This is a genomic window from Pedobacter ginsenosidimutans (assembly GCF_001442625.1).
In the GTDB taxonomy this organism is placed as follows: domain Bacteria; phylum Bacteroidota; class Bacteroidia; order Sphingobacteriales; family Sphingobacteriaceae; genus Pedobacter; species Pedobacter ginsenosidimutans.
On the sequence record NZ_LMZQ01000002.1, the window covers coordinates 208,798 to 228,113 of the forward strand.

Consider the following 19,316-nt stretch of genomic DNA (forward strand, 5'->3'; position numbering starts at 1 on the left):
CTGTATCATAAATATAGATTTGTCATCCTGAGCCTGTCGAAGGACCTGTTAGATGCCTCACAAAGCGTTTCGACAAGCTCAACGTGACAAATTCGATAAGAATCAAGTTCAGCATGAAGAACGGTGTGCTATCATCTCACCATATTCAATGATTTTAAATATTCAGCGATCTTGTTTTTATAGTAATAATTTAAGCTCGGGGGTAGTTTTTGTAGCATATCATTACCGTTTTGTTGTTGTTTTTTAAACTGATCGACCATTTTTTGATAAGATGGAGGGAATTCCTTAGCGGCTTTACTTTCCCGTTTAGAATCTTCTTCCTGATCGCGTTCGGCTTTTTCTGCCTCTAATAACTTTGTTAAGAGGTCTTTTTGCCTGTTTAGGGTTTCTTGTTGCAAACGTTTGTTAACCAGATCGCTCTCGGTTTGTTTCATTTCTTTAATGGCTTCGTTTAGGTTGCCCATTTTACCTGTGCCATCCTTGTTTTCTTCACGGTTGATCTTTTCGAGCGCCTGACGGATCATTTGTTGCTGCTGGGCCATTTTGCCAAACTCCTGGCTCATTTGTCCTTTGCCAACTTTACCTTGATTATCTCCCGATTTTTGCATTTGCTCCCGGGCCTTTTGCATGCTTTTGTTTAACTGTTCCTGCATCTGCGAAAGCTGCTTCATTCCCTGTTTTTTTTGCTTTCCACTACCACCTTTACCATTTTTCTGCATGTTTTGCAACTGACTTAGCGCTTCACTCAACATCAAGGTTAAATTATTGATAGAAGTCATGGTAAACTGCTGGAAACGGTTGGCTTCAGGCGTTCTTCTATCACCTAAACTTTCCAAACTTTTATCCAGGTTGAAATTAATCTTGTTCATCTCCTCGTTAACCGTCGATTCTATCTGCGGAACGCGCTTGCTTAAACTGTATAAGCTATCGGCAATAGTTTTAAGGTTGTCTTTAATGCTGCGTTGTTTCTGAACATTACTGGTATAAGAAGGATCGGCCGCGGTCATTTTCTTTAAAGCAAGCATTACTTTTTCCTGATCGAAAGAGGTAGTTAGTAAGTTTTCCAAGAGGCGGCGCAACTCTTTAGCATTTAGGTTGTTTTCCATTTCTTCACCCTGCTGTTGCATATCGCTCATTTTTTTAGACAGCTTTTCAATCTGCTCGCCAGCTTTTTGCTGTTTCTGGCTTGCGTTTTTCGAGTCCTTTTTATCTAAAGCATCTTTACTGTCCTGCTGTTCTTTTTGTATATCCTGCACATCTTTTTCAGGATTTTCGAAAGGATTGGGCCTTTCAAGGGATTGATTTTTTTCTTCCAGCTTTTTTAGATCATCTTTCAGGTCTTTCATTTCCTTGTTAAGTGCATCCTGTTTCTGCTTTAACGATTCATTGTCCTGTTTTTTATCTTTCGTTTGCTCAGCAAGCTCCTTTTGTTCTTTAGCCAACTCATTTAAACGATCGATATCGGTTTGGAGGTTTTGTTCAAATTCTAATTGTTTGTAGAGTTCCAAGATCCTGTCGAGTTCATTTTTGAGGGTTTTATTGTCCAATTGCATTTTCGAGAGCTCATTTTGCGTTTGGTCTTTATTTTTCTCATTCATGAGGTTTTGCAGCTTCTGTAAAAGCTCTTTGGTTTTCTCATCCAGTACATTATCAAACAGGTCTTTAATCTGTTTCTGTTTTTCTAATAGCTCTTCGGTTTGCTTTTGGTCTTCCTGTTGCTGGATATTTTTATCGTTCTGCTCTTTTATTTCCTTAACTGCCTCATCAAGCTGTTTTTGCTTGTCTAAAAGGGCTTCAATCTGTTTTTTATCCTCGAAAGAAATCTGTTTTTTATCAATGAGGCTTTCGGCTACTTTTTTACTTTCTTTTTCGATGGTATTGGCTAAACGTATGGCCGATTGCATTTTTTGTTTTAAAGCCTGGTTGCTGGCATTTACCTGTTCGGCAGTTTCTTTTTTAGTAGGTTGTTTAAAGGTTTTAATTTCCGATCGGGTAATTTTTGCACCATTTACGCCATCATTATCGGCTACTTCAAAATAGTATTCAATCTCCTGGCCAGGTTTGGCAGCAGCTGTTTTTAAATCCCAGAAATAGAAAAAGGTGTTTTCTGTAGCATTGCTTTTAATGGCAATATTCTTGGCAACCGTACCCACAATGCGGTTATTTTCTTTGATGTTGTACTTAAAACTTAAGCGGCTAAAACCATAATCATCAGTTACTTGTCCGCTAAAATATAGGGCTTTATTACTAATTGAATCCGACTTTTCTTCTACAGTAATCCCTGGAGCCTGATCTTTAACAACGGTAATTTGGTGTGAAAGCGAATCCCTTATCGTAACGTATTGGTTTTTAGGTGTGATGCTATATTTTGAATTATTCCTGATGGTTGCATTAAAGGCCGATTCATTATCCTCAACTTTTAAAACATTTTCGGTTCCATTTAAAATGAACAGCAGTGAATTGCTCTGGTCGGTTTTAAAGTTCCAGGTAACTTTTGTGCCTTCGGGTAGGAGCATATCGCCAACATTGGCAATCAATTCCTGTTTTTTGCCCAAGTAGGCTGGATAATTTAAGGTTGCAGTGGCATTAAGTAACTCGGGACGGGGTTTCACAGAAACAGTAAACACAGCTGAACTAAAGCCACCACCTTTAAAAACCAGTTTTTTATCGTTCTGTATATTTTTTATGCTGTAATTAAACTTGCTGATGTTCTCTTTTTCGAGTTTATAGGTGTTTTTTCCGTCTTCAACATAAATTTCGGCAGGCAGTTCGTTGCCGGCCAGTTTAACGTTTAGGGTTACATCATCACCCTGGGTAACGGTTAAACTCTTATTTAAAACCGTGAAACTAAAAGGCGCTTTAGGTGCAATGTACTCATCATACTTAAAGAAACTATTCGTGCCCTCACGTAAAATAGTCGGCGCGATAATGGCAATAAGCAGAATGATAGAAAGGGGAACAAAAAGATATTTTAAATATTTCCGGTTATCGTTAATACTAACAGCGGTGTAAAAAGGGACAGGCTTAAGTTCAAGGATCTTTTGATCGATACTGGCGAGAATAAGGTGGTTTTCAGGATGATTTTCGGATAAATGATGAAGTTGTAAGGTATTCAATAATTTATCCTTAATATCGGAAAAGTGATTTCCGATGATAACCGATGCTTCGTCGAAAGTAAGGTGTTTGCCTAATTTGAGCATCGAAAGCAATGGTTTGATGATTAGAAAGCCAACTAGTAGGGCCCCAACAAGTAAATAGGCAAAAAATACAAAGGTTTTAAAACCAGCAGTTGGATTGAGGTAATAAAGAGTCAAAAAAACAATGAGATACAGGCCTAAAAGTATGGCAGCGGCATAAATACTGCCACGCAAAATTTTATTCAGGTAAAATTTGCGGATAAACTCATCAATCTTCCGTAATAAATCACTGTAGTTATTGCTCACCATATCACCGTAAATGTAAAAATAGTTCTAATCAATTAAAAGAAACCCGCAATAAGGTAACGTGTTTATTTCAAATGGCTTATAATTTCCGCTTCAATTGCGATTATTTAACAAGGAGCGGAGCTTTGGTTAATCATCATCATCAACAATTTAAAGACGGCGCATTAATTTAAAAATCTTTATCTTGTTTTTATTAATACAAAGGTTACATAGATTTTAAACTAGTATTCTGATAAAAATCTACTTTTGATTTTTTGTATAATCATGCCAAATATGAAACGAGTATTTATTTCTGCACTAATGTTATTCATTTTTACCGCCTCTTTTGCTCAAAAATTTAACTGGAACAAAAACCAGGTAATTGCCCACCGCGGAGCATGGAAGAAAAATAATTTCCCCCAAAATTCTATAGCTTCTTTAAATGAAGCCGTAAAGCTGGGTTGTTATGGATCGGAATTCGATGTGTGGATGACCGCAGACAATGTTTTGGTAGTTAATCACGATCCAGAATTTCAGGGTTTGGTTATCGAAAAAGTAAATTACGCTGATTTATTGACCAAAACGATGAGCAATGGCGAAAAAATCCCAACGCTCGAAGCCTATCTATTGGAAGGTAAAAAGCAAAGAACAACTAAACTGATTTTAGAGATCAAACCTTCATTAATTAGTAAGGAACGCGGAATTGAGGTGACGAATAAATGTGTTGAAATGGTTCAGAAACTCAAGGTAGTGGAGTGGACGGAGTATATCAGTTTTGACTACGATTACTGTAAAAGGATTTTAGCGCTCTTGCCAAAAGCAAAAGTGGCCTACTTAAAGGGCGAAATCAGTGCCGAACAAATGAAAGCAGATAAATTAACCGGTGTTGATTATCATTTTAGCGTTTACCAAAAAGACGGGTGGATTGAAAATGCCCACAAATTAGGATTAACGGTAAACGCCTGGACCGTAAATACAGTTCCTGAAATTCAATGGCTTTTAGCACATCAGGTTGATTATATCACCACTAACGAACCAGAATTAACTTTCGAAGAACTCAAAAAAACACCTGTTGCAACGGGTTGGAAGCTGAAATGGGCTGATGAATTTAACGATGCCGGATTGCCTTTAGCAAAAAACTGGAGTTACGATGTAGGCGGAAAGGGTTGGGGCAATAACGAACTTCAGTATTATACCGATGCCGATAGCACAAATGCAATTGTAAAAAAAGGGAATCTGAATATTACTGCGGTAAAAGCAGACAAGGAAAACAACCATTATACTTCTGCCAGATTGGTAACGAAAAATAAATTCGATTTTAAATACGGAAGGGTAGAAGTTCGTGCCATGTTGCCTAAAGGCAGGGGCTTATGGCCAGCAATATGGGCTTTACCAACCGAAGAGAAATATGGTGGTTGGCCAAAGAACGGCGAAATTGATATTATGGAACATGTAGGTTATGATCCGGATAGCGTTCATGGAACGGTACATACAGAAAAATTTAACCACGTAATTAAAACGCAGGTTGGCAAGGCTTTAAAGGTTGATCATCCTTATACCGAATATCATATTTATGCTATAGAATGGTTTGCCGATAGAATAGATTTCTTTATCGATGATCAAAAATACCTCACGTTTAAAAATACCAAAAAAGGGTCTGGCGATTGGCCATTCGATCAAAACTTCCACCTTATTTTAAATGTAGCTGTAGGCGGTGGCTGGGGTGGAAAAAAAGGCGTAGATGACGCTGTATTCCCTGCAAGTATGAAAGTAGATTATGTTAGGGTGTTTCAGAAGTAATGTTTTGTTAGTTCAATTGACTAAGAACTTCATACTGATTAGCGCCATAAATTAACTGTTAACTGAAATTGCTAATTGACAACTGAAATTATAACTTGCGGTATCTAAGCTATATTGTATAATTTATGGACTCACGTAGAGAATTTCTAAAAAAAGCGGCCTTGTTTGCCGGAGCCACTGGCATGGCCAATACCTTGCCCAGTTCAGTGCTAAAAGCCATGTCGATTAACCCTGAACCGGGTAGTACATTTTACGATGCCGAACACATTGTTTTCCTGATGCAGGAAAACAGATCGTTCGACCATATGTTCGGTAAAATGAAAGGCGTTCGTGGATTTAATGATCCACATCCACACATTCAGCCTGATGGAAACAAAGTTTGGTTGCAAAAAGATGGCCAGGGTTATACCTATGCCCCTTTTCATGTGGATATTAACAAAACGAAAATCACCTGGCAGGGCGGGTTACCACATTCGTGGAATGATCAGGTCGCTGCACGAAATGGTGGCCGTTACGATAAATGGCTGCCCGTTAAAACACCAATGACATTGGCTTACTATGATCGGAATGATATTCCTTTCTATTATGCCATGGCCGATGCTTTTACCATTTGCGATCAGCATTTTTGCTCATCGCTAACGGGAACAACACCAAACAGACTGTTCTTTTTTACAGGAACTGTTCGCGGAGAAAAAAGTGCAAACCGGGTTGCGGTGGTCAATAACGATCAGGCCGAATCGCAAAATAATGTGTTTGTAGATTGGCCAACCTTTCAGGAAACATTAGAAGATAATGGTATCGATTGGCGCATTTACCAAAATGAATTATGGACCTCGAAACTCCCGGAAGGTGAAATAGATGACTGGTTGGGTAATTACGGCGATAATCCTGTAGAATACATCAGCAGGCACAACGTTAAATTATCGGCTTACTTTAGAAAAAATGGAGATAATACCGTTAAACCAGCTTTAACCGCAAAAGAGGTTCAGGAGAAATACGATAAATTATCACAAAAGGAAAAAAACTTAGTAGATAAAGCATTTACTACCAACATTTCTCAAAAAGATTATCTTGATCTTGAACCATTTACTTTTAAAAATGACCAAGGGAAGGATGAAACGATCAATGTGCCTAAAGGTGATATTTTCCATCAGTTTAGAAAAGACGTAGATAGCGGAAAATTACCAACGGTTTCGTGGTTGGTTGCGCCTCAACGTTTTTCTGATCATACCAGCTCGCCTTTGTATGGAACCTGGTATGTAAGCGAAGCCCTGGACATTTTAACCAAAAACCCGGAGGTTTGGAAAAAAACAATTTTTGTTTTAACCTATGATGAAAATGATGGGTATTTCGATCATCAGCCACCTTTCGTGGTACCAAACCCTGATGATCCTGCCAGCGGAAAGGTATCTGAAGGAATAAACTATGCCACTGATTTTGAAGCAAGAAAGGGAAGTCCGATCGGCTTGGGCTATCGTGTACCATTGGTTATTGCCTCACCCTGGAGCAAGGGCGGTTTTGTAAACTCGCAGGTTTTCGATCATACTTCATCATTAATGTTTATGGAAAAATGGCTGGCAAAAAAAACAGGTAAAACCATTAAAAGCAACAACATTAGCGATTGGCGAAGGAATATCTGCGGCGATTTAACCTCTGTATTTAGGCCATATAATGGAGAAGAAATCAAATCTCTGGAACCGCTAAAACGTGATGTTGTGGTAACCAATATCGGTAATGCTAAAAATAAGCCTGCCCAGGTTGGTCCTACTGCACTCAATAAAACTGAAGTTGCAAAAATAAATAAATTCGAAGCCTTTTCTCCTGAAACATCTGGTCATGCCCCTAAGCAGGAAAACGGAACAAAGCATGCTTGTGCCTTGCCTTATCATTTAATGGTTGATGCAAATCTGGTTAACGATGAAATAGCACTTACTTTTCAATCGGCAAAAACCTTGTTCGGTAGCGAAACAGAAACTGTTGGTGCACCTTTCAACATGAATACCATTTCCAAATTTAAAGGTGTTGCCGGCAAAACATGGGCTTATGCGGTAAAAGCTGGTGATGTGTTAAAAGACAGCATTAAACTGGATGATTTTGATAACGAAGTTTATGACCTGACAGTAAGCGGTCCTAATGGTTTTTACAGGCATTTTGCAGGTAGCAAAAAAAATCCTTCCGTTATTGTAAAAGCATATCCGGAGCAAGCTGGTTTGGTAACCAAAAAACTTACAGGTACCCTGGTTTTCGCTATTGAGAACAAGGGAGCGAGTTTAGTTACGCTCCAAATTGTAGATAACAAATATAAATCGGGGAGCAAAACGGTAACAATTAAGCCAAAATCGAATACAAATATCTCGTTTAATCTGGCTAAAAATGCGAATTGGTACGATTTCAGTATTGTGCAGGCAGGCAATACCACGTTTAAACACCGTTATGCAGGTAAAATAGAAACCGGAGAAATTACCCAAACCGATCCATACATGGGCAACGCATCATAAATATCCCCCCAAAAGGGGGATGGCTTTTGAAAGAAATTATGCTTATTTTGTATTACATGTGCAGTAAACTGTCTTTAATCAAGATAAATTTCATAGTTTCTTTCATTTTGCTTTTTAGCCTTGAGCTATCGGCCCAAAGCTATAATTTTACCAATTACAGCCTAAAGGATGGCTTGCCTCAATCGCAGGTAATGGTAATTTATCAGGCAAAAGACAGGACGCTTTGGCTTGGTACGTTCGGCGGGGTAAGTAATTTCGATGGCAGGCTATTTACCTCGTACAGCAAAGCCGATGGCTTAGGATCAAACTCGGTAAACTGTATTGCAGAGGATAACCGGAGCCAAATGCTCTTTGGTACCGAAACAGGCATCAGTATTCTTAAACGCGGAAAAATAAGTACCCTGTTTTCGGGCAAAGGAGTAAGTCATCTGCTTAAAGATAAGCATGGTGTTATTTGGGGAATAAGTGAATATAAGCTTTTCAAAATTGAAAAGGACAAAATTGTTTTTTATTCCATCGCCCGTAAAAAAATTCATACCATAAACAGCGATAGCGCTGGAAACCTATATGCTGCTGTATCAGAAAAAGGTATTTATCAGCTAAAGAATAATAACTGGACAATCTACCAGGAGTTGCCGCCAGCCATTAATACTTTATCTATCCGGAAGATTTTATTTGATAAAATCTTAAGGAATAAAGCCTATCTCTTAACCGACCATGGCGGAATTTATGTGCTGGAGAACAGCATAGTTAAACCGTTTTTTAAAAAAGAGGGCATTGATACCTATTATTCCATCGCACAGGATCATCGTGGAAATATGTGGGTAGGTTCGGAAAAAGGAGCTTACTTTATCAATAAAAACGGTGCGATCATCAATTTTAACGGAGAAAATGGATTAAGCGATAACCAGGTTAATGAGATATTTAGCGATGCTGAAAACAATATCTGGATATCTTGTTTTAGTGATGGCATTTACAAATACGAAGGCGATGCTTTTATTCGCTACAATAAGTTTAAGGGCAAGAACCTGGCTTATCCGATAAGTGGAATAGCGGCAGATAAAAATGATAATTTATGGTTTGGCACTTTTAACAAGGGCGTTTTTAAGTATGATGGGAAAGATGTACAAAGCATTGATATCCCCGCCTTTAAGGATAAAAAAATCTACTTCGTTTATGCCGATAAGGCAAAAAATATCTGGTTTTCTACCTATGGTAAAGGCATCTGGAAATACGACGGACAGAAATTTAGCCAGGTATTAAAACCAGATAAGTTTGATAACAGCTCGATAGCTGAAGATGAGGCAGGGGGGATCTGGATAAACGGACTCATGTCATCTAGTTATTTAAAGGGTGGAAAAACCGAAAGAATAAGCGGATTTGATGGCTATTTATCGTGTATTTACCCATTGGGGAAGGATAGCGTGTTTCTTGGTACATCAAATGGCGTTACACTTATTAAAAATAAAAAGATAGATAAAACATTTCGCATCAAATCGCTCACCAATGTTTACGTGCTGAGCATTATAAGGCAAGGAGATAATTTAATTTTTGCTACGCTTGGGGATGGGATCATCACCTGGAATTTAAAAACGAAAGCCATTAAACGTTATGTTGTTGCTAATGGGTTAAACTCAAACGATATTTACAGCCTTGCAACAGATAAGAATAATAATTTATGGGCCGGAACAGGGCGGGGGATTAACAAATTAACTTTTAATAAACAGCAACAAAATTATGAAGTTTTTAGAGATCATCCGCTAATTGTAGAATGTAACCAAAACGCAATTATCAATTACAAAAACAGCATATTGGTAGGCACCATAGATGGACTTATTCAATGTAAAACCAATGTGCTTGCAGAGGATAAAAAGAATCCTTTTATCCATATTCAACAGGTAAGTGTTTTTCATAAAAACGATCGGGCAAAGGATCTTTCGATCGATCTGAACGGAAGAGGAGATAAATTTTATAAACTTAATTATAGCCAAAATCATATTTCGATAAGTTTTAAAGGAGTTTACCTCACCAATCCCGAAAGTGTACTTTACCGTTACAAACTGGTTGGGGTAGATAATGATTTCAGCAAACCTGTACCCAACACGGAGATCGAATATTCGGCCATAAGGCCAGGTAGTTATACTTTCCAGGTTTATGCTATCGCAAATGGTCAACAATCAAATATCGAACAGTTTAGCTTTACCATTGTCCCGCCTTATTACGATACCATTATATTTAAGATTGGTGCATTTTTGGTGCTTATATTCCTGATCTGGCTTATCTTTTACCTCATTTTTAAAACCAGAGAACGTAAAAAACACCAGTTCGAAAAGTTAAAATTAAAAGAACAGGAAAAAATAAGAAAGCAAACTGCAGAAGATTTTCATGATGATATTGGCAATAAACTAACCCGGATTAATGTTTTATCTGAAATTTTGGATAAAAAGGTTGCTGGAACCGAAAAAGAGCAAAAAGAACTGATCAGGCTAATCAGAGAAAATGCCAGCCTGTTGTATACCGGCACTAAAGATATCCTTTGGGCGCTAGATCCCCATAGCGATAATCTTTTTGAGATATTGATGCACATTAAAAATTTTGGGATCGATCTATTCCAAAACACAGGCGTTACATTTAAAATGGAAGGCGTATTAAGTAAATACCAAAAGTTACACCTGTCAATGGAGTTTAACCGAAACCTAACCTTAATTTTTAAGGAGATGTTAAACAATGTGTTAAAGCATGCAAAAGCAAGCCAGGTGTTAATTATGGTTATTGAAACCGATGATGATACAGTAAACATCTTAACAACAGACGACGGCGAAGGTTTTGATATTGAAACGGTACAGAAAGGAAGAGGGCTAAACAATATTCAAACGCGCTGCAAGCGTATAAAATCGACGTTTCAAATTTCTTCTATTAAGGGGAAAGGTACCACGACAACAATTTCTACCAGAATTCCTGTTACAAAATAGCACTAAAACAGTCTTAATTAAAACCAACCACAAAATGAGCCAGAATTTACGAATTGTTCTAATCGAAGATGACGATATTTTAAGAATGGGTTATGAATCGTTATTAAGCGATGTTGAAGATTTTGTAGTCGTTAACGCTTATGCATCCTACGATTTGGCCAAAAAACACTTAGAGGCTGATCATCCAGATGTGATTTTGCTCGATATCCAGATGCCTGGCACCAATGGACTGCAGGCTTTGCCCTTTATCAAAAAAACCTTACCCAACGCGAATATTATTATCCTCACCGTTTTCGATTCGCCCGAATTGGTTTTCGAAGCCCTGACTATGGGCGCTGGCGGTTACCTCACCAAAAACTCAAGCGCATCGAAAATTATAGATGCAGTAAGAGAAGTGAGTACAGGAGGAGGGGCCATGAGTACAAATGTGGCACGCATTGTAATGCATTCTTTTCAAAAAAATCTGAATTCTCCTTTAACTAAACGCGAAACCGAAATATTAGACCGGATTGCAAATGGACAAACTAAATCTCAAATTGCAAACGACCTCTTTATTGATCAGGAAACGGTAAGAAGCCATGTAAAAAATATTTACATCAAACTCGATGTGAATTCCAAATCAGAAGCGATTAAAACAGCCAAAGAAAAGCGCTTTATTTAATCTATACCCATATTCTGCTAAAAAATAATGCGAAAATCACCCTTTTTGGGTGATGCTTTAGGTTCAATTTCAGTTTAATTTTACATCATACAATTAAACAAGGCAATGAACCCATCTGCAAAATTCTTTTATGTGCAAGTAAAGCAACTAAATGATGCAGATGCATTTTATGCCAACTGTTTAGGGATGCCTACAGAATCGACAATGATTTCTGAAAAGGAAAAAGGAATCATGGTTAAAGCAGATCATGAGACCAATATTTTGCTATCAGAACAAAAGCATCAAAATCAGACCAATAAAATTGTATTAACCAGCGATGATTGCTTAGAAGATTATTGCAGGCTAAAATCGAGAGGGGTTATTTTTAAAGATAGACCAGCTTACTTAAGTGAGGGTTTAAGTATCGAATTTTCTGATCCTTATGGTAATCATTTTATCATATTGGAGCAGCGTAACTACAATGAGGATTAATGTTATGAGGTACGTAAAAGAATTGAGCAATAGAAATAAAATTATAAGCGAAAGCACCTGTGAAGCCCTTTACGAGCAACAGAACGATGCTTATACCATTAAATTTGTTTTTAACGGAACCGAAGATTGCGAAATTAACAAGCGTAAGTTTAGCATTTACCCCGATACTTTTGCTGTAGTAAACGCCGGAACAAATTTTAGCAGCAAAATAGATTCGATAAACCCTGTAAATACATTTTCAGTTTCTTTTGGCGAAAATTTTATTAAAGATTTTCATCATACGTTTTCGAACAGCAACGAAAGTTTACTTGCCGAAAAGGAAGCAAAGGAAACGCCTCCGTTTATCGAATCACTTTATCCGTTTTCTGGCGATATGCGCTTTAATGTGCTGCATTTAAAAAGTCAGCTCGATAAAGGTTTGAAAGACGAAATGCTGATTAATGAATATCTGTACCACTGCCTTTTAAATTATTATAAAATTTATGATAAAGAGGTGGCTCAGAAATTGGATAAACTCAGCTTTATCAAAACAAAAACCCGCGAAGAGGTTTTAAAAAGATTGACCCTTGCCAAAGAATACATTAGCAGCAATTACAATAAAAATATAACATTAGAAAACATTGCCGAACAGGCATGTTTATCGGTTAACCATTTGCTAAGAACATTTAAAGAAGCATATGAAATTAGCCCATACCAGTTTTTAGTGCAGTTGAGATTAAACAGGGCTAAAAAACTATTGCAAACCACCACTTATTCCTTAAACGAAATAGTCGGTTTAGTAGGGTTTGAATGCCCAAGTTCATTCATCAGGTTATTTAAACACACGTTCAATATTACTCCGCTAAAATATAGAAAGAGTAGGTTGAACTAAAGTATAAATGGTGATTTCTGCATATTTAGAATGTTAGGATGAAACTATTTTTGAAGCTCTTGCAGGACAATTTGTAGAAGTTTTTTCCTGTTTAGGTTAATAATGATTAAAAAAGCAAACTGCCAGGATTGGGGTTTGCTTTTTTGCGTTTAAAGCCTCCTTCTATCCAGAATGGTGATTTTCGCACATTTTCGGATTTTCACAGCGCCTAAATTGCTTATTGATTTGGTTTACGTGCACATCTGCTAAGAACCTACTGAACTAATTAATTACTAACTATTTATTCCCAAACATGAAACAAAAATTACTATTGATTTTAATGGTGACGGTTTTGTCTTATTTAAATGCCGTAGCGCAAAATAGAACAATTACCGGAAAAGTGGTTGATGCGGATGATGGCTTACCATTGCCAGGCGTATCTATAAAAATAAAAGGGACCGCACAATTAACCCAAACCACCGGGCAAGGAACCTTTTCGATTTCGGTACCAGCAAATGCACAAAGTTTAGTGCTAAGCTATGTTGGTTACACCGAGCAGGAGGTAAGAATAACAGGCGAAACGTTAAATATTCGTTTGGTCTCATCTTCTAAAAATCTGCAGGATGTAATTGTTGTTGCCTACGGAACAAGCAAAAAAGAAGCAATTACAGGCTCTGTAGCTACTTTGAGCGCCAAGCAATTAGATAATCGGATTATTACGAATGTTACCAACGTTTTATCGGGTGTTGCGCCTGGAGTGGTAACAACTTCTGGAAATGGCCAACCGGGCAGTAGTTCGGCCATCCGTATCCGTGGATTTGGTTCTATATCGGCATCGAATAGCCCTCTTTTTGTATTAGACGGTTCAGTTTATGATGGCGAGCTTGGCGATATTAATGCCAACGACATAGAAAGTATTTCTTTGCTAAAAGATGCATCCTCATCAGCACTTTACGGTTCCAGAGCTGCAAATGGAGTGGTGATCATTACTACAAAAAAGGGTAAATCAGGTACGCCAACATTAAATGCCAGCTACAGTCAAGGTTTTTCTAAAAGAGGTATACCAGAATACGATCGGGTTGGAGCATTAGATTACTATCCTTTAATGTGGCAGGCTTTAAAAAACAGCCTGGTTTATCCTGCCACAGGAACTGGCATAAGCGAGCCGGCGGCAGCTACTCAAGCTTCCAATACCATTCAAGGTCAATTGATATATAATCCTTTTAATGTGCCAAACAACCAGATTGTAGGTGTAGATGGCAAATTGAACCCTAATGCACAATTGCGTTACGATGACTTCGATTGGTTTAAGCAGGCCTCGCGTGTTGGAAAACGGACCGAGTTTAATGTTAACTCGAGTGCAAAAAATGAAAAAACGGACTATTACTTCTCTATGAATTACCTGAAGGATAATGGTTATTTAATTAAGACCGACTTCGAAAGGTTTAATGTTCGCGTTAATGCCAATACACAATTACGGCCATGGTTTAAAACAGGGGTAAACCTGTCGGGAAGTTTATCGAACGGAAATTTAGCACAGGATGCCTCAACAGGTAGTGCCACGGCTTTTGTGAATGTTTTCAATTTTGCCAGAACTATTGGCCCTATTTATCCAATACATGCTTATGATGCCAATGGAAATCCGGTTTTAACCACCACTGGCGAGCAATGGTATGACTACGGAGGAAATCCTGGTTCTGTTAATAGACCACAAGGTGCTTTAGCCGGTCGAAATGTAATTTATGAAACTTTGCTAAACGATGTACAGAGCCGTAGGCTTGCCCTTAACGGTAGAGCATATGCCGAGATTAAATTTTTAAAAGATTTTACTTTTAAACCAACCTTCAGCATTGATTTTATTAATGCGTATAGCAGCGAATACCGAAACCCCATTGTGGGAGACGGGAGTACCGTTGGTGGTTCATCTACCAAGCGGAGCACACCAACGCAGAGTTATACATTCAATCAGGTATTATCGTACAGCAAAACATTTGGCAATCATAGTGTAAATGCTTTGGCCGGACATGAAAACTACGATTACGATTGGCGCAGGTTAAGTGCAACTAAACAAAGCCAGATTTTGGATGGAAATACGGAGTTCCCGAATTTTGTAACCCCTAGTGATGCAGGAGGATATAAAGATACTTATCGCGTAGAATCTTATTTCGGTAAGGTGGGTTACAATTATCTGGAGAAATACTTTGTAGATGCCTCTATCCGTCGCGATGGTACTTCGCGTTTATCATCAAAATCAAGATGGGGGACATTTTTCTCGGCGGGAGCATCATGGGCAGTTAACAAAGAAGATTTCATGAAAAACATGGATTGGATCAGTGATTTACGTTTGAAGGCTTCGTATGGTGAGGTTGGAAATGATAATTTAATTGACGCAAACCTTTTTGAACACAATAGCCTTTACTACAATTATCAGGCTTTTTACGAATTGGGCTGGAACAATGGTAGCGAACCAGGTTTGTTATTGGCCACAGCTGCAACGCCAGAGTTAAAATGGGAATCGGTAAATACTTTTAATACCGGAATAGCTTTTGGTTTATTTAGAAATCGCCTGAGGGGTGAGATTGAGTATTTTAAACGTGGCTCATCGAATTTATTGTTTGCAGTTCCACAACCATTGTCTGATCCAATCACATCTATCCGTCGCAATATTGGTTCTATGTACAACACAGGTATTGATCTGCAATTAAGCGGCGATATTTTAAAATCTGAAAACTTCAACTGGAACTTGTTAAGTAATTGGTCTTGGTTAAAAAACAAAATCACCAAAATGCCGGCAGAAACGCCAACCGTAACCAGCGGAACGAAAAGACTTGAAGTTGGGCGCGACATTTACGCCTATTATCTGCGCCAATGGGCCGGAGTAGATCCAACAGATGGTTCGGCTTTATTTGAGCCTAATGCTGGCGTAACAACCAATCTTCGTACGGTTAACGGACGTGTTTTAACTACGGATATTAATAATGCACGTTCTGATTATTCTGGTTCGGCCATCCCAGATTTATATGGTTCGGTTACCAACACTTTTAATTATAAAAACTTTGGGCTATCATTCCTGATCACCTACCAGATAGGAGGTAAATTCTACGATCAGAATTATCAGGGGCTAATGGCTACCACCTATGGTTCGGCGCTGCATGTTGATGCATTAAACTCATGGATGACACCTGGCCAGGTTACCGATATTCCACGATTGGATATTGGCCGTTCCGGTCAGTTTAACGGTACCTCAAGCCGTTGGTTGGTTGATGCCTCTTACGTTGCTTTCCGCAACGTAAATCTTTCTTATACTTTGCCACAAAGTTGGATTAAAGGCGCTACTTTAAGCAATGTTAGGGTGTTTGCTGCAGGCGAAAACCTGGGCTTAATATCCAAACGCAAAGGAATGGATCCGATCGAATCGTTTACGGGTTTAAATACAACTAATTATGTGCCTTCGCGGATGATTAGTTTCGGAATCAATGTTTCACTTTAAAAGCTACGATCATGAAATATAAAAAATATTTACTTTTTGCAGGTTTCAGCCTATTAAGCATTACGGCCTGTAAAAAAGATTATCTCGATACAAAACCGACAGACCAGGTTGATAATTCCGCTTTGTTTACCTCTGCTGCAAATGCAAAAAATGCTTTAAATGGCGTTTACCGCTATATGTTTGAGCGCTCTACAACTGTGCCAGATAATGCGCAGCAAAACAAACCCGGTGTAGGTGGTATTATGCTTTACATGGACTTTATGGGCGAAGATATTGGTATATCCTCATCAAATTGGTATACTTCTGATGGGGGATCGTGGATTAGTCATCGTACCGATAACAGCACCTTGTTAACGTATATGTACCGTACCTATTACCGAATTATCGGAAATGTGAATTACATTATCGATAATATTGATCAGGCCTCAGGAGCAGCTGTTGATAAAAATACAGTGAAAGCCGAAGCACTAACTTTAAGAGGATACGCTTATTTTGGTTTGGTACAGCTTTTTGGTAAACGTTACGATGGGGCAGCAAAACCGAACAATCAGCTTGGTGTGCCACTTTTATTGGCCTCAACGGATACCAATAAACCAAGGGCAACCGTAGAAAGTGTTTATGCTGCAATTGTTAGCGACTTAGAAACAGCTATTGCACTTAATGCCACAGCTTCGAATAAGACCCACGCAGGCGCTACGGTAGCAAAAGGCATTAGAGCAAGGGTAGCCCTGGTGATGCAGGATTATCCAAACGCCATTAAATATGCTAAAGACATTGTGGATGCCAACCAATACCCGCTGTTGTCTGTTACTGATTATCAGGCAGGCTTTAACAACGCTACACTAGGCGAGTTTATATGGTCTTCTATGCCAACCTTAGATCAAGGTGATACATTTGGGTCGTATTTTGCACAGATTGCTTACAACGCAAATACAAGCTTTATGCGCGGAAATCCAAAAAGGATTAATTCTGCGTTATACGATCAGATATCAGCTACAGATGTTCGGAAAAAGATGTGGGAACCAGTACCAACTACAGTAAATTTCCCATTACCTGCTACAAATTTTGCCCGTCAGCCTTATATGAGCCGTAAATTTTCGGTTAAAGAAGTAGGTGGCCCGTCTTTAGGCGATGTTCCCTTAATGCGGACCTCAGAAATGTACCTGATTTTAGCTGAAGCTTATGCAAAAACTCCCGGAAGTGAGGCAGCTGCCAGAACGGTCTTATTTAACCTGGTTAAGCAGAGAGACCCGGCTGCGGTAATCTCGGTAAATACAGGACAGGCCTTAATCAATGAGATTCTTTTTAACAGAAGAATTGAGCTTTGGGGAGAAGGCCACAGGTGGTTAGATTTAAAACGTTTAAACCTGCCGCTGGATAGAACGGTTGTTCCTAACTATGTTTCTGCTTCTGTTGCGGGTACGTTAACCATACCTGCAGGAGATGTTAAATGGCAATTTTTAATACCTAGGGCAGAAATGGAAGCTAATTCTGGCTTGGCCGGACAGCAAAATCCATAATAATTTAAAGCCCTGAAGAAAGGTTATGTTATCATTTGTTTAATTAAACGATAACATAACCTTTTCTTTTTATCACATTTTAGTTACCTCGGTATTATGGTGTTATCGGCATATTATTTTTCTTTATTCCAGCCGACCTTTAATAAAAAACACAGATAGTTATGAGACTAAAAGCTTTGGTGATTTTATTACTAGGTATTACAATCACAAATAATGTTTTTGCAGCTGAAAAACCAACTGCAAGCCATAAATCGGTTATCAATTATTATATGGACAGCTATATGAATTCTGACTATAAAAAGTTAAGAGCTGTTTTAAGCGAGGATGCTATTTTTACGTCGAATAGAGATGTAAGGGTAGTTAAACATAAAGCAAGTGATGTGTTAAATCAAATGAAGAAAAATGAGGGCGTAATTCAAAGAGATTGCAACATCAGCTCTTCAATCGTTTCTGAAACTGATGCTTTGGTAATTGCACGTGTAGATATTAATTACGAATTATTTGATGGCGCACAACAAAACTTTGTGATCATTGAGAAAGATAAAGAAGGCGAATGGAAAATCACCCAGGTGTACAAAGTTTTTATCGGCAGCGAAAGCGAAGCTAAAAAACTCGTTTCAAATTAAAGCCGTCCCAGGTGCGGGAAATTAAAAAGCGATTAAATAATAAAGTCCCGGTTATGCCGGGACTTTATATTTTTCTTTCTTTTCGATTTAAAAGGTAATTGGTAATTCTACCAGCGTTCTGTCCCAGCCAATAAGCAGATTAGCACCTCCAGTAGTCTCTGTAAAGGTTAGGGAGAAATATTCGATCGGTTTAGCCAGGGTTTTAACCGGAACATTTACACGAACAATATCTTTAGCCTGATTGTAAGTAAAAGCACCCCATTTGTCGGTTTCGCTATTTACAATAATCGTCCAGGTATCTTTGTTTGGAATGGCGAATAAGCTATAGGTACCTGCTTTGATTTTTCTGCCGCCAATGTTTACTTTTTTGAAGAAACGAACTTCTGTATTTTCGTTGGCACCAAAACGCCAAACGTTTCCATACTGTTCTAAAACGCCAAAAATATCACGCCCTTTTTTCTGTGGGCGCGAATAAACAATCTTTACAACCGGTTTTGTTGGGTCTCCAGCCTTTGCCTTTGGGGCATTAAGCGGAAAATAAACAATATCTGCAGGACTTGGGTCTGCAACAGGAAATTTTACTTCAGCGGTAGGGGCCTGTTGGGCTTTTGCGCTAAAACAAAGAAGAGCGAAAACAACAATGAAGATATTTTTCATCTGTAGGTTTTTGTTTTCAGTAGCGATGAGCAATCATGATTTTACAGCCATAGGTAAAATCATAATGGTCTCATGTGCTGTGGAATTAATTTTAATCCTTAAAAGGATCTAATCGTATAAAAGGGCTAAAAACTAGTATTTTCTTCCTTTTACGATAGCGTTTAAAAATAAGCCTGCTGTTAACAAACCTAAAACACCACCTAACAAAGCGAAAATGTAGTTTTGTGTAATGATTGCTCCAGTTAAAACTCCGAAGAATAAACCTAAAGCATAATATAACCAGTTGAAATTATTGCTGCTGTTCTCTTGTACACTCATGTTTTTTGTTATTTGGAGGCAAAGTTAATAT

General features: G+C 38.3%; 12 protein-coding genes. 9 read left to right on the top strand and 3 right to left on the bottom strand.

The features are described from left to right. Positions 1-131: 131 nt before the first annotated feature. Positions 132-3,446, bottom strand: a complete 3,315-nt coding sequence (locus ASU31_RS03500; RefSeq protein WP_057931009.1) for a DUF4175 family protein — start codon at positions 3,444-3,446, stop codon at positions 132-134. 270 nt (positions 3,447-3,716) lie between these two features. Here ASU31_RS03500 and ASU31_RS03505 point away from each other — a divergent pair, with 270 nt between their 5' ends. The 9 genes from ASU31_RS03505 (at position 3,717) to ASU31_RS03545 (ending at position 18,310) form a co-directional block, all read left to right on the top strand. Next, positions 3,717-5,222, top strand: a complete 1,506-nt coding sequence (locus tag ASU31_RS03505; RefSeq protein WP_057931010.1) for a glycerophosphodiester phosphodiesterase family protein — start codon at positions 3,717-3,719, stop codon at positions 5,220-5,222. Positions 5,223-5,347: 125 nt separating this feature from the next. Further along, the gene (locus tag ASU31_RS03510; RefSeq protein ID WP_057931011.1) at positions 5,348-7,720 is read left to right on the top strand and encodes a phosphocholine-specific phospholipase C; all 2,373 of its coding nucleotides are present in this window, start codon (positions 5,348-5,350) and stop codon (positions 7,718-7,720) included. Between the two features lie 56 nt (positions 7,721-7,776). After that, positions 7,777-10,692, top strand: coding sequence for a ligand-binding sensor domain-containing protein (locus ASU31_RS03515; protein ID WP_057931012.1), 2,916 nt, complete (start codon positions 7,777-7,779; stop codon positions 10,690-10,692). Between the two features lie 34 nt (positions 10,693-10,726). Next, on the top strand, positions 10,727-11,353 hold the full coding sequence (locus ASU31_RS03520) for a response regulator transcription factor (RefSeq protein ID WP_057931013.1): 627 nt from the start codon (positions 10,727-10,729) through the stop codon (positions 11,351-11,353). Positions 11,354-11,458: 105 nt separating this feature from the next. Continuing rightward, positions 11,459-11,824 (top strand): VOC family protein, encoded by a 366-nt coding sequence (locus ASU31_RS03525; protein ID WP_057931014.1) that lies wholly within the window; start codon positions 11,459-11,461, stop codon positions 11,822-11,824. Between the two features lie 4 nt (positions 11,825-11,828). Further along, positions 11,829-12,695 (top strand): helix-turn-helix domain-containing protein, encoded by an 867-nt coding sequence (locus ASU31_RS03530; protein WP_167346150.1) that lies wholly within the window; start codon positions 11,829-11,831, stop codon positions 12,693-12,695. A 292-nt stretch (positions 12,696-12,987) separates the two neighbouring features. Further along, complete coding sequence (locus ASU31_RS03535) at positions 12,988-16,164, top strand: SusC/RagA family TonB-linked outer membrane protein (protein ID WP_057931016.1); 3,177 nt, start codon at positions 12,988-12,990, stop codon at positions 16,162-16,164. 11 nt (positions 16,165-16,175) lie between these two features. Next, positions 16,176-17,684, top strand: a complete 1,509-nt coding sequence (locus ASU31_RS03540; RefSeq protein WP_057931017.1) for a RagB/SusD family nutrient uptake outer membrane protein — start codon at positions 16,176-16,178, stop codon at positions 17,682-17,684. A gap of 161 nt (positions 17,685-17,845) precedes the next feature. Next, entirely contained in the window at positions 17,846-18,310 is a 465-nt protein-coding gene (locus ASU31_RS03545) for a nuclear transport factor 2 family protein (protein ID WP_057931018.1), read from the top strand. Positions 18,311-18,397: 87 nt separating this feature from the next. On the opposite strand, the gene ASU31_RS03550 is transcribed toward ASU31_RS03545, so the two are convergent. After that, positions 18,398-18,967 (bottom strand): DUF2911 domain-containing protein, encoded by a 570-nt coding sequence (locus ASU31_RS03550; RefSeq protein WP_057931092.1) that lies wholly within the window; start codon positions 18,965-18,967, stop codon positions 18,398-18,400. 132 nt (positions 18,968-19,099) lie between these two features. Beyond that, positions 19,100-19,285, bottom strand: coding sequence for a hypothetical protein (locus ASU31_RS03555; protein ID WP_025141696.1), 186 nt, complete (start codon positions 19,283-19,285; stop codon positions 19,100-19,102). Positions 19,286-19,316 lie beyond the last annotated feature (31 nt).

What these genes read in the sequence shown, in the direction of transcription:
- ASU31_RS03500 (WP_057931009.1), bottom strand. Translation starts at nt 3,446, where the DNA reads ATGGTGAGCAATAACTACAGTGATTTATTACGGAAGATTGATGAGTTT.
- ASU31_RS03505 (WP_057931010.1), top strand. Translation starts at nt 3,717, where the DNA reads ATGAAACGAGTATTTATTTCTGCACTAATGTTATTCATTTTTACCGCC.
- ASU31_RS03510 (WP_057931011.1), top strand. Translation starts at nt 5,348, where the DNA reads ATGGACTCACGTAGAGAATTTCTAAAAAAAGCGGCCTTGTTTGCCGGA.
- ASU31_RS03515 (WP_057931012.1), top strand. Translation starts at nt 7,777, where the DNA reads ATGTGCAGTAAACTGTCTTTAATCAAGATAAATTTCATAGTTTCTTTC.
- ASU31_RS03520 (WP_057931013.1), top strand. Translation starts at nt 10,727, where the DNA reads ATGAGCCAGAATTTACGAATTGTTCTAATCGAAGATGACGATATTTTA.
- ASU31_RS03525 (WP_057931014.1), top strand. Translation starts at nt 11,459, where the DNA reads ATGAACCCATCTGCAAAATTCTTTTATGTGCAAGTAAAGCAACTAAAT.
- ASU31_RS03530 (WP_167346150.1), top strand. Translation starts at nt 11,829, where the DNA reads ATGAGGTACGTAAAAGAATTGAGCAATAGAAATAAAATTATAAGCGAA.
- ASU31_RS03535 (WP_057931016.1), top strand. Translation starts at nt 12,988, where the DNA reads ATGAAACAAAAATTACTATTGATTTTAATGGTGACGGTTTTGTCTTAT.
- ASU31_RS03540 (WP_057931017.1), top strand. Translation starts at nt 16,176, where the DNA reads ATGAAATATAAAAAATATTTACTTTTTGCAGGTTTCAGCCTATTAAGC.
- ASU31_RS03545 (WP_057931018.1), top strand. Translation starts at nt 17,846, where the DNA reads ATGAGACTAAAAGCTTTGGTGATTTTATTACTAGGTATTACAATCACA.
- ASU31_RS03550 (WP_057931092.1), bottom strand. Translation starts at nt 18,967, where the DNA reads ATGAAAAATATCTTCATTGTTGTTTTCGCTCTTCTTTGTTTTAGCGCA.
- ASU31_RS03555 (WP_025141696.1), bottom strand. Translation starts at nt 19,285, where the DNA reads ATGAGTGTACAAGAGAACAGCAGCAATAATTTCAACTGGTTATATTAT.